The sequence below is a fragment of the Veillonella sp. 27098_8_77 genome (genome assembly GCF_041431535.1).
Lineage (GTDB): Bacteria > Bacillota > Negativicutes > Veillonellales > Veillonellaceae > Veillonella.
Map to the genome: position 1 here is coordinate 42,161 of NZ_JAPVXW010000014.1, position 11,959 is coordinate 54,119.

Consider the following 11,959-nt stretch of genomic DNA (forward strand, 5'->3'; position numbering starts at 1 on the left):
CTCTAGTATACCCATGCTGAACCGTTCATTATAGGATATGTATCACAATAGAAACGCCCCTCACACGAGGGGCGCTATCTCGTTTATTCTATTATATCATGAACAGTGGTTTCCATTCGACAGGCTAAATTTCAACTTGACCCTGTCCCATAGGGTCCACCACTACATAGCGATTAAGCCCACCTTGCTCTTTCATGCAGCGTGCTTCTGTGAAAGCCTCTTCGCGCGTAGCTTCATCGGCCTGCCATGGAATAAACATGGCGTACACACTTTGCTTTGCATAGGGCCCATAATTACCATAGGATTCGATGCTATGCCAACCAATTTTATCCGGATAGAGGCGCACTGTTTCACGGCGCTCTTCTTGTACACCAGATTCGTCGTAATACACAGAATAATCACGCACCCATCTATCCTTGTGACCGATAAGTTCATCTCGTGCAATGTCCTCACGCCGTGCCCATTGGTCCTTCCATTTCAAAATAAGATCATCTATATATCTCGTTACATCAGCCGATTGATGTTGTTCTACATAGTTTGGCTCGATAACACGACTGTAATCTAACCCCGCCATGGATAAGATGATGCCTGTGTTTACGTAAGGCAAAGCCTCTTGTACGGAATAGCCTCCTTCAAGGACAGCAATATCTGCTTGCAATAGGTCGACTAGTTCTGCATAGCCCTTAGCGGTAACATTCATATTCGCTAAGGGGTCCGAGAAATGGTTGTCCTGACCTGCTGAGTTGATGACGATATCCGGTTTGAACTCATGTAGAATAGGCAATACTAATTCGCGCATGACCTTTAACAGGCCTTCATCACCCGTACCTGGTGGCAACGGAATATCGATATTGGCACCGATGGCTTGCGGTCCACCGAATTCATCCATAAATCCTGTACCAGGATATAAGGTTCGTCCATCTTGGTGAAAGCTGATATACAATGTATCTGGATCGTGGTAGAACACATCTTGGGATCCATCCCCATGATGGACATCGGTATCGACGATGGCCACCCGTTTTACACCATAGGTTTGGCGTATATGTTGAATCATGACAGCTTCAATATTGATGGTACAGAATCCACGGATGCCATGAACCATAGCCATCGCATGATGCCCTGGTGGTCTAACGAGGGCAAAGGCACGGTCCACCTCACCTCGTAGCACCGCATCAGCCGCCGCAATGGCACCACCAGCCGATACTCGATGCGCATCGGTTACCCAAGATGCTAAATCAGGGGCCCCAACATGAACCCGTTCTATAACGTCCCAATCAGCTACGATAGGATTGTACTCTCGAATATTCGGTACATCCAATAAACCTTCTTCTACGATTTGATCTCGCGTATAGAGCAACCGTTCTTGCCGTTCTGGATGGGTAGCGGAAATTTTCCAATCAAAGGCAGGGAAAAATACGAGACCTAATGAAGGATGTTCTATTGTACTAGCCGGTACAATTCCATTTCGCACACCGTAACTGTCCTTATGATTCCACATAGTTGCTCACCCCCGCTTTCAATTGTACTTTCACAGTGATAATACGTTCCATCGATTGCCATCCATCGACAACAGGAAAATCTTCAACGCTAATCGTTTCTATAGCAGGCATTACACCTTGAGGTACAAGCCCTTGTTCCTGAGCAGCCTCGCGCAATAAGCCATAAGCTACCTCTTCGACAGCTTGAGCTGAACGCAAAGAGCTACCTTTATCTTGAATGCCCAATTCTGGCACCACCATGGTACGACGTTTTGTATCGACGTGAACCGTAATCGCCATTGTATGGTTAGCCACACCAGCACCTATGGCATTAGCCACAGCCGCATCAGGCGGAATATGAACAGGCAATCCTAGTGTATCTCCAATAATCGGTCCCAAGCTAGCAGCTGTACCGCCGACAATAACGAGCTGTGCCGGTACAAATGGATCTGGATGTACGATATCTGACACTACGTAGATGGGTCGTTTATTTTCTTTCGCCACAACCGTATCAATGCCTTGTTGTACAACGCGGACTGCTGTATCTACGATACGCTGAGCCATGATTTTCGCATCAATGGTCGTATCAATCTGTGTAATAGCATCGTACGCCTTCTGTTCATCACCATAATGCGCGTTACCAAGCACGATGAGGGCATCTCCTAATGTAGGGATAGTACCGCCAAGTGCAACAGACGGACCGAGCCGTTCAGGGCCAACCATGAGTTCTCCATCTTCATAGCGCACAGCCGATTCACCGCCAATGCCCACCGAGGTAACCGCAAAGGAGCGTACTGCACTTGGATATTCACGGATGGATACGCCCTCTTTTGTCATCAGTGGTTTGCCCTGTTTCCATAAGGAAATATCCGTCGTAGTCCCGCCAATATCAAGGGCCACCGTATGGGCTTCTTTTGTGCTGCGCAATGCTTCCAAGCCAAGTACCGTAGCGGCGGGTCCGGTAAATACAGTTTCTACAGGAATGGATTCCACCGTATCAATCGGTAGCGAACCGCCGTCAGCTTTCAAAATATATACAGGTGCCGTAATATGAAAGGTTTCTAATGCGTGGTAAACAGCGGTCTTAAATTCCTTAAATACAGCGGCTACGGCACTATTAAAATAGGCGCTTATAGTGCGGCGTGGGAAGTTAAGATTGCCACTTAGTGCACTGCCTGTAGAAATCGTGCTATATGTGTCAGCTAGAGCCTGAGCAACATCGATTTCTTCCTTCGGATTGCGAACGCCAAATTTTGCGGATACAGCAGCCAAATCAGTACCACTCTTGGATTGCACCATGTTCGCCAGTTGGCGAGTACCCCCTACATCCGTACGTTCCACCACAATGCCGCGATGGTCCGTATACCCTTTAAGATACACAGGTCTTACCGGGAATATATCGTCTACATTGCGCCCTGGCCCCGCTACTACATAGAGATCTACAGGTTGTTCTTTATGCTCCACAATTGTATTTGTCACTACCGTAGTGGATAGAGTTACCTGTTCTATTTGTGCAGAGTCCACACCACTCATCACCGCACCTAAGGCGTCCGTTATGCCATTCATGAGATTGTACTTCGTGGTTCGCCGTTTAGCCGATGAAATGATGGTGCTGCCATTTATGATAACGGCATCCGTAAAGGTGCCGCCTACATCTATGCCTAATAACATATGTCCTCCTTTAAACAGAAAAGAGACCGCCGGAGCAGTCTCTTTTGTTAATCTCTAGACTTACCAGTTCTGCACCGGAATATCGAGAATTTCTTATTTTGCTGCCGAAACGGAAGCGTAGTTTTTAATAATAACGATTGGTGTCATTTGGCTATCATTACCAAATGGATTATCAATCAACAATTTAGCGATTTTCTTCGCATCAATACCGCGGCTTGTACCGAGGATAGCAGAGCGTTTCAAGTCGTTTACGTCTGCTACAACAGCGCCATAGCAACCTGTGCGTTGAACGATTTTTTCAGCCACCTTATCTGGATCTTTTGGACCAAATACGATGTGTTTATCGAATGGAGGCATGGTACCTGTTACGTCATCGGTTAAGGATGCAGCACGGGCGATAGCATAGAACACGCCTGGTTTGCGGAAAATTTTAGCAATAGCGCCTAAGAAGAACGCACCTAATACCTTCCATTTACCATCCAGGTTCATAGCGGATTGCATACCATAAATAGAAGCCATGGAACCATCTGGATGGATAAAGCGGTTAATCATGCGCGCTTGCCAGCACACATTGAGTTCTTCTGGACGTGTAAAGCGACCTTGTGTAATAGCCACAACGGATTCTGCTACGCATACGATGTCTTCTGGTCCAATATTGTGACCACCAAATTCAACGATAGCATCAACGATGTCATCATTATCTGTAAGAATACGTGTAGGAACACATACTAATTCTAATTCTGCCATTGTTATGCCTCCTTAGTGAACCAATGCTGCTTGTACTTCTTCTGCAGTCAAACGAATACGTTGTTTATCGATATGGTAATCGGTACGACCTACGATTTGGTAATAAATGTCGATGTCCATATAAGGGAATCCCTTAATATCTTCACGAATGTTGCCATTTCTACCTGTTAAGGTAACGTAAACGCGAATTGTACCACCCTTGCGAGGCTTGATGATAATAGCTTCAAAATAACCATCGTGGCGTGGATGATCGATATCCATAGCCCAAGCGTCTACTTTCACGCCATCAAAATGTTCTTCTGGAAGCAAAGGACGTGGAAATAAATCCATGATCGTACCAAGTTGACGGCCTTTGTTCACAAATGGCACATCGCAGAACAATGTCATGGAACTCATGTTCATATCTGCCAACTGAAAGCTTGTTTTCCGCTTTGGCAACAAAATAACGCGTTCATTACCTTGTTTTAATACGAATAGACGGAATAATAAGTACAAAATAGCTACGATAACTGCAATGGCAACTATCACATTTATGATGTCATAAAACCACATGTGAATTCTCCTTTATAGTGTAATCAATTCCACCGAAAAATCATCAGTATCTAAGAATTGGGCACCCAAATCAGCCCCTAGGGCAATATCCTTTGTGAAATACAAGGTACTACGGCCCTTCTCTGTAGATGGATTATGCAGATGATTGCTGTCCATCGTACGTCGTACTAGATCGCTAGTCTCATAAGCAGGGTCGATATATCGGATGCGGTCACCTGATAACTCCTGCAGGACAGGGCTAACAAATGGGAAATGAGTACATCCCAATACGACAACATCGATATCCCGTTCTAGCATTGGTGCTAAGTACTCCTTAGCGGCTTTACGAACAGCGTCATCATGCAAATGACCTTGTTCAATTAAGCCGGCTAGTTCTGGGCATGGTTGCTCCCATACAAAAACCTCATGGTCGATGTCCATAGCCACATATTTATGAATATGACTATTAACAGTTGCCACCGTCGCCATGATACCGATGGTATTACTATTGCTTTCACGAATAGCAGTCTTAACACCTTGCGATACACCGATAACCGGCACATTGACGCGACTGCGCACCTCATCGAGGGCCACTACGGTGAAAGTATTGCAAGCGATAACCATCAATTTTACAGGTACTTGATGTAATGTTTCTGCAATACGACAAGCGATTTCTGTAATCTCCTCGGTTGGACGATTGCCAACGGGATTATTAGCATTATCCCCTATATAGATGAAGTTTTCATTGGGAAATTGTTTCTGTAGAACTTTCAAAACGGATAGACCACCTACACCTGAGTCAAAGACGCCGATAGGCAGTCGTTGTGTATCTATATTAGTCATGAGGCATCTCCTCAACAGCATTTAGAATAGGTTGATAAAAGCGATCCTCTAATCGTACGATTTTCCCAGACGATTTAGACATAAAGGCATTCTTAGTCTCACCCGTCGCCAATAGAGCACCATCGCTAGCGCGGCGCATGCGGTATTTAAATACCATCTGAGCACGGGTCATTTTGACTAAATAGGTTTCTATATTAATCGTGTCATCGAACCGAGCAGGTTCCTTATAGTTACACGATACATTCATAATTGGAAATACTATATCCTCGTCCATCATATCCCACAAGGTGACGCCGATGTGACGAAGGAATTCAATACGCGCCATTTCAAACCACCGAAAATGATTGCTGTGGTGAGCAATTCCCATCATATCGGTTTCATAGAAACGGACGTTAATTGTCGCTGTATACATTTATTCATCCTTCTTATTACAATACAAATTCAATTGTATATCTATTAACAAAGGGTGTCAAATAAACAAAGGCAGTCCAATCAATAACAATGATTAAACTGCCTTTTTATGTACTTGTTAGTTGCCAAAAGGGAATAGCTTTTTCGCTTGTTCTTCGTGGGACGTTTTGATATAGCGATTGGCGATTTTGAAAGCAATGCCAAGAACTGCTACATCGTCTACCCAGCCAAGGCCTGCAATCGTATCAGGGATGATATCGATTGGTAGGATGAGATACCCTAAAGCGCCGGCTAAAATAGCCTTTACATATTTTGGTGTATCTTGATCACGTAAACACAAGAATAACACCACTGCTTTTTGTACAAAGGCAAGTTTTTTACCATAGCGAGTAGCAAACGCTAAAAAGCGAGACTCGCTAAAATACTTGCCATATTTGATAATCTTTAATGGATTCATACCGATCCTTCTAACTATTTACGGAAACCGTTAATTGTAGATTTTGTTGTTTCTTTAACTGTTTCAACAGCTTGGAACGCAGTATCTTTCGCATTTTCCACAGCTTGAGCTGCTGTAGTTTTTGCATTTTCCACAGCCACTTGAGTTGTTGCTTTCGCTACTTCTACGCCACCTTTAGCCAATTCTTTAGCCGTATCCAATTTTTCTTTTGCTACATCGATTTTTTCTTTTGCCGCATCAGTTACTTTTGCTACTGCTTCTGCTGCATTATCATGCAATTGGTATTTCGTTTCCGTATTCCATTTTTCAATAGCAGGTGCTACTTTTTCAGAATATACTTGTTCTAATTGTTCTTTTGCAAGACCTGTTTCGTTGGCAATACCAGCCCATACATCGCGTTGGCCTTGAGTGAAAGGAATACTTGCTGCTGCATCGCGAGCGATTTCGCCAGCAATGGCTTTACCATTTTCATAGAACTCAGCAATCATAGGTTTATAGCGTTCGATATCGGATGGCATACCATCTTCGATCCAGATATGAGCTACCTTACCAATAGCATAGGTCAAACCTACAGCTACAGGCACGCGTACCGCTTTAAAAGGTACGAGTAAGGAAATAGCAGCCGTAGCAATAGCAGTGCTCAAGCCACCTACTAAACCTACAACAGCACCTGTTTGTAATTCCACATCATATAAATGAGCAATGCGAGTTACCATGTATGTTGCATTGGTGCATAGTGCAACATTGCTGAATTTTGGAGACAAAGCCAATACAGCAGCACGGCCTGCGCCCCAGAAAATAAATTGTTCAACTTGATAATTTAAATCTTGACCACCATCGCTAAGCGGTTCAATTCTAACGCCATTGTATTCTGCCATAATCGTTCTCCTTTTTTCCGGATTCCACTTGTGAATGTATGTATCGTTCATTAGTATTATTATACCATTCTCAATGCAGAATTGAAATGAATAATATATATTTTACCCTGTATAAACGGGTTTATTATGACTATTAGTAATAGATAATACTCTATACACTACCAGCTTGTGAGTCCTCCATCAATCGTCCAAGCAGCACCGGTAACAAAAGATGCCTTGGAACTAATTAAAAAGGCTATAACTTCGCCAATTTCGTGAGGTTTTGCAATACGTCCTAATGGATAATGTTGCCCCATCTCCTCTTTTGCTTGCTCCGCATCTTGATGAGATTGAGCGATTTGTTTATCTACAAGGGATGTATCTACATCGCCAGGGCACACGCAGTTAACGCGCACCTCATGGGGTGCCATCTCAAGGGATAGGGATTTTGTAAAGCTTACGATAGCACCTTTTGATGCACCATATACTGAACAGGCCACATTACCTTGCAAGCCCGCATCACTAGATACGGTAACAATACTGCCCTTTACTTGACGTAAATAAGGCAATGCCGCTTGGCACAAGAACACCGTTCCTTTTACATTCGTTCCAAACATTTCATCAAAGGCGGATTCAGATACATCGGCTAGTAGCTCTTCTTCATAATATCCAGCCGCCGTCACAAGAGCAGAAATACTGCCAAAGAAATCTACCGTTTCTTTTACAATGCGCTGGCAATCGCTCACACTGGATACGTCGCCTTTCACATATCGCACCTTCGAAGAATAGCGGCGCAATTTCATCTTTGCCCTTTGTCCCGCTTGTTCATCGCGGCCATTGATAACCACGCACCAACCTTCTTGCAATAATAGCTTGGCCGTAGCAAATCCGATACCCGATGTACCGCCGCTAATCAATGCCACTTGAACATCACTTTTATGAGGCATACTCACACCTCCTACAAGGTAGAAATATAATCAAACACTAATTTTAACAACATCACTGTCGTAACAGACAGGAATACAACACGCACCAAAGAGGACCCTTTCGCAATAGCTAAATGGGATCCTAAATAGGCGCCAACCACTTGGCCCACCGCAGCGGCAAGGCCGTACATATAATTAACATGCCCTAAATATATAAATACCAACAAGGATGCTAAATTACTGGTAAAGTTTAATATTTTTGCATTTGCCGAAGCATGGAGAAAATCAAACCCCGTAAAGATAAAGCCCATAATAAGAAATGTACCTGTACCAGGTCCAATGAAGCCATCATAAATACCGATACCAAGAGCAAAGGCCATGCAGATATAAAGTGCTCGCCCCATCACTTGGGAGGTACGGTTCACTTCGCCCCAATTTTTCTTAAATACTACGAATAGAGTAACGGCCACAAGCAATACAATAATAATCGGTTTTACATAGAGCGGAGGCAATGATACGACCGCCAAGGTACCGAGCATGGAGCCTATAAAGGTAAATGGTAGCAATTTGCGAACTAATGCGAAATCGACCATGTGATTCCGTAGAAACGTAATCGACGCACTACCAGCACCAAAGATGCTAGATAGTTTATTACTGCCTAGAGCCATGCTAGGAGGTAAATTGGTTAGCAACATGGCTGGCACAGAAATCAAGCCACCACCACCTACGATAGAATCAACAAAGCCTGCAAAGGCTCCGGCTACGCCAAGCAATATGAGTATCATCACCTCATAGGGTAATCCGGTAATAGAAATCAGCCAATCCATATACGTCCTCCCTATCTCATGTATCTCATGTATCACAAGTATACTATCATTTTACCATTCGTATCGGTAAAAACAATAGATACATATATAAAACAACGGTGACCATCGGCCACCGTTGCCTACATCGATATAGATGTAAATATTTTTAACTATTTCGTACCGGCCAATCGATCTAACACTACTGTATAACCATCGGCACCATACACAAGGCATCGTTTCACACGGCTAATTGTAGCTGTACTAGCACCAGTTTCCTCTACAATAGTTTCATAGCTATCGCCAGCGCGTAACATCTTAGCTACTTGAAGTCGTTGCGATAATGCTTTCAATTCATTAACAGTACAAATATCCTCAAAGAACGCATAACATTCTTCCACAGTTTGAAGTTGTAAGATACCTTCAAAGAGCTCGTCATGTTGAGCACTTCTCAATTTTTCATTGACGCTCATAACGCCTCCTATTTCTTATTCATCGCTTTGGATAAACCGTCACCAATCATTTGGATAACTTGAACCATAATGATAAGAATGATGATGGTAGCGAGCATGATATCCCCTTGGAAACGTTGGTATCCGTAGCGGATAGCAATATCACCAAGGCCACCGCCACCAATAGCACCAGCCATTGCAGAGTAACCAATCAAGTTAACAATAAGCACCGTAACATTATCGATAATAGTTGGCAATGCTTCTGGTAACAATACCTTGCGGATAATTTGGAATGGGCTTGCCCCCATCGATTGAGCAGCTTCGATAACACCGAATTGAATATCCTTAATGGATGTTTCTACGAGGCGTGCTAAAAACGGAATCGCTGCCAATGTCAACGGTACACAAGCGGCCGTCGTACCAATGGATGTACCAACAACCATGCGTGTAAATGGAATGATGGCCACCATCAAGATGATAAACGGGATGGATCGAGTTGCATTCACAATAGCGCCAAGAATTTTATTAAGCGCTGCATTTTCTAGAATGTGCCCTTTAGATGTAACCACCAATACTACGCCGAGCGGTATACCAATAATCATAGCCATGATTGTAGAAATAACGGTCATTTGCAATGTATCCAAGGTACCGGTTATCAACAATTTAATTACTTGCTCTGACATAACCGATCACCTCGCTTTCAATTGGTAATGTTCTGATATAGTCTAGCCCTTCTTGCGCTTTCATAGGGTCACCATTCAAAATGACGATAAGACGGCCTACGCTAGTGTTTTGAATGTAATCGATACCACCGAATAAGATGCTTACATCGAGATCAAAACGACGTACTAAACCAGCCACAACAGGTTCATCTGTAGCTTGGCCGGTAAACTTCAATTTTACAAGCGGTGATGTACCAGCAATCCAGTCATAATGAAGCTCTAGATGCTCAAGCGCTTCTTGTGGTAGGTTATCGCTTACGACAGAGCCGACGAAATCTTTTGTAGTCGGTTTCTTCGGATTTGTAAATACTTCGAGCGTGCTGCCTTCTTCTAAGATAACACCACCTTCAATAACGGCTACGCGGTCACAAATTTCACGGATAACCTGCATTTCATGGGTGATGAGCACAATGGTAAGGCCCATGCGTTCATTAATATCCTTCAACAATTCCAAGATGGATTCTGTTGTTTGTGGATCCAACGCAGATGTAGCTTCATCGCACAATAATACCTTTGGATTAGAAGCCAAAGCGCGAGCAATGCCAACGCGTTGCTTTTGACCGCCGGATAATTGCGATGGATAGTTATTCACGCGGTCCGATAAGCCTACGATATCGAGAATCGGAGTGATGCGCTCCTTAATTTCAGCCTTGCTCAAGCCTTGCAATTCCAATGGAAATGCCACATTGTCATAGACCGTGCGCGATGATAAAAGATTAAAATGTTGGAAAATCATGCCAATATGTTTACGCGCTTTGCGTAGTTCACTGGCACTCAATTTCGTTAAATCTGTGCCGTCTACGATAACGGAGCCCGATGTAGGGGCTTCTAGCATATTAATGCAACGAATCAATGTAGATTTACCGGCTCCTGATTGACCGATAATGCCATAGATTTGCCCCTTTTCAATGGTGAGGCTAATATCCTTCAGCGCTTCTACACGATTAGCACCTTCATAGACCTTGCTAATGTGTTCTAATGTAATCAAAATATGTCCTTTCTTTGTGAAAACTCCCCTTACTAGCCACTATAGGTAGCATAGTGATACCTATAGTCTGCTAATTAAGCCAAGCCTTCTTCCATTAATTTTTCTAGACCATGACGTAATTTCATCGTCACTGCACCTGGTTTACCATCAGCTACAGGATTTCTGTCGAGTTTTATAATCGGAATCACACCACCGGTTGTATTGGTAAAGAATAATTCATCCGCATCATCAACGAAGGCGCGGTCAAACTCTTTTTCGATAACAGTGATGCCCAATGAAGGTGCCACACGAGTGATAACCATTTGACGCGTAATGCCCTTCAATATATAATTATCCGCTGGATGTGTGTAAATAATACCATCTTTTACGGCAAATACATTAGATGTAGCCCCTTCGGTACAAATGCCATCGCGGAATAACATCGCTGTATAAGCAAATTTCTTTTCCGCCTTTGTTTGCGCCAAAATGTTAGGAACCAAATTCGTAGTTTTAATATCTACATGCCCCCAACGTTCATCAGGCAATGCGATAGCTTTCACACCAGATTCCAACTTGTTCACTGCATCCATATCGAGATTATGAATGGACATGAGCATTTGTGGTTCAAGTTTAGAGCGATCATACGCATGATGGCGTGGCGCTACACCACGAGAAATTTGTAAATAAATATAACCTTCTTTGATTTCACTTTGTTCAATCAAGATTTCGTGAAGTTCGGTCAAATCATCTGGCGTCATTTTTACAGGAATATCCATTTCACGCATGGATCGATATAGACGATCTTGGTGATAGGACAATGCAAAACAACGACCTTTAGTTACACGTACAACTTCATATACAGAATCGCCGAATAAGTAACCACGGTCATCAATGCTGATTACCTTTGCACCTGGTTCGACGAATTCACCGTTAAAATATGTTAATTCTTTCATAAGAGCACCTCATTTTCCCTTGTTGTAACTCTAATCAGTATGATTGTATTATAGCACAATCACAGATTAATTTTCACACTTTACATTGTGAAAGTTTTCATTTTAGTCATGAAAAAATCCGCCCTCTACCGATAACTATAA

14 protein-coding genes are annotated in these 11,959 nt (G+C 43.2%); all 14 read right to left on the reverse strand.

Annotation, left to right across the window (positions count from 1 at the left end):
* Positions 1-124 precede the first annotated feature (124 nt).
* Positions 125-1,498 carry a histone deacetylase gene (locus O3617_RS08020; RefSeq protein ID WP_371449485.1) on the reverse strand — a complete coding sequence of 458 codons (1,374 nt, stop codon included), beginning with the start codon at positions 1,496-1,498 and terminating at the stop codon, positions 125-127.
* The gene (locus tag O3617_RS08025) at positions 1,485-3,149 is read right to left on the reverse strand and encodes a hydantoinase/oxoprolinase family protein (RefSeq protein WP_371449486.1); all 1,665 of its coding nucleotides are present in this window, start codon (positions 3,147-3,149) and stop codon (positions 1,485-1,487) included. The genes O3617_RS08020 and O3617_RS08025 overlap by 14 nt, the downstream gene beginning before the upstream one ends.
* Positions 3,150-3,242: 93 nt before the next feature.
* Positions 3,243-3,896: a coenzyme F420-0:L-glutamate ligase gene (locus O3617_RS08030; protein WP_295998356.1), complete on the reverse strand. Its 654-nt coding sequence runs from the start codon at positions 3,894-3,896 to the stop codon at positions 3,243-3,245.
* A gap of 12 nt (positions 3,897-3,908) precedes the next feature.
* Positions 3,909-4,448, reverse strand: a complete 540-nt coding sequence (locus O3617_RS08035; protein WP_371449487.1) for a hypothetical protein — start codon at positions 4,446-4,448, stop codon at positions 3,909-3,911.
* A gap of 12 nt (positions 4,449-4,460) precedes the next feature.
* Positions 4,461-5,270 carry a glutamate racemase gene (gene murI, locus O3617_RS08040; RefSeq protein WP_371449488.1) on the reverse strand — a complete coding sequence of 270 codons (810 nt, stop codon included), beginning with the start codon at positions 5,268-5,270 and terminating at the stop codon, positions 4,461-4,463.
* Positions 5,263-5,682, reverse strand: a complete 420-nt coding sequence (locus tag O3617_RS08045; RefSeq protein WP_005377257.1) for a thioesterase family protein — start codon at positions 5,680-5,682, stop codon at positions 5,263-5,265. The genes murI and O3617_RS08045 overlap by 8 nt, the downstream gene beginning before the upstream one ends.
* A gap of 117 nt (positions 5,683-5,799) precedes the next feature.
* Entirely contained in the window at positions 5,800-6,138 is a 339-nt protein-coding gene (locus tag O3617_RS08050) for a YkvA family protein (RefSeq protein ID WP_295229156.1), read from the reverse strand.
* Positions 6,139-6,152: 14 nt separating this feature from the next.
* Complete coding sequence (locus O3617_RS08055; RefSeq protein WP_371449489.1) at positions 6,153-7,016, reverse strand: hypothetical protein; 864 nt, start codon at positions 7,014-7,016, stop codon at positions 6,153-6,155.
* A 158-nt stretch (positions 7,017-7,174) separates the two neighbouring features.
* On the reverse strand, positions 7,175-7,942 hold the full coding sequence (locus O3617_RS08060) for an SDR family NAD(P)-dependent oxidoreductase (RefSeq protein WP_371449490.1): 768 nt from the start codon (positions 7,940-7,942) through the stop codon (positions 7,175-7,177).
* 11 nt (positions 7,943-7,953) lie between these two features.
* Positions 7,954-8,748: a TSUP family transporter gene (locus O3617_RS08065; RefSeq protein WP_371449491.1), complete on the reverse strand. Its 795-nt coding sequence runs from the start codon at positions 8,746-8,748 to the stop codon at positions 7,954-7,956.
* Between the two features lie 149 nt (positions 8,749-8,897).
* On the reverse strand, positions 8,898-9,197 hold the full coding sequence (locus O3617_RS08070) for a YerC/YecD family TrpR-related protein (RefSeq protein ID WP_301833907.1): 300 nt from the start codon (positions 9,195-9,197) through the stop codon (positions 8,898-8,900).
* 8 nt (positions 9,198-9,205) lie between these two features.
* Positions 9,206-9,859: a methionine ABC transporter permease gene (locus tag O3617_RS08075; RefSeq protein ID WP_005377242.1), complete on the reverse strand. Its 654-nt coding sequence runs from the start codon at positions 9,857-9,859 to the stop codon at positions 9,206-9,208.
* The gene (locus O3617_RS08080; RefSeq protein ID WP_371449492.1) at positions 9,840-10,886 is read right to left on the reverse strand and encodes a methionine ABC transporter ATP-binding protein; all 1,047 of its coding nucleotides are present in this window, start codon (positions 10,884-10,886) and stop codon (positions 9,840-9,842) included. The genes O3617_RS08075 and O3617_RS08080 overlap by 20 nt, the downstream gene beginning before the upstream one ends.
* Before the next feature lie 74 nt (positions 10,887-10,960).
* Positions 10,961-11,818, reverse strand: coding sequence for a D-amino-acid transaminase (dat, locus tag O3617_RS08085; protein ID WP_371449493.1), 858 nt, complete (start codon positions 11,816-11,818; stop codon positions 10,961-10,963).
* Between the last annotated feature and the right edge of the window lie 141 nt (positions 11,819-11,959).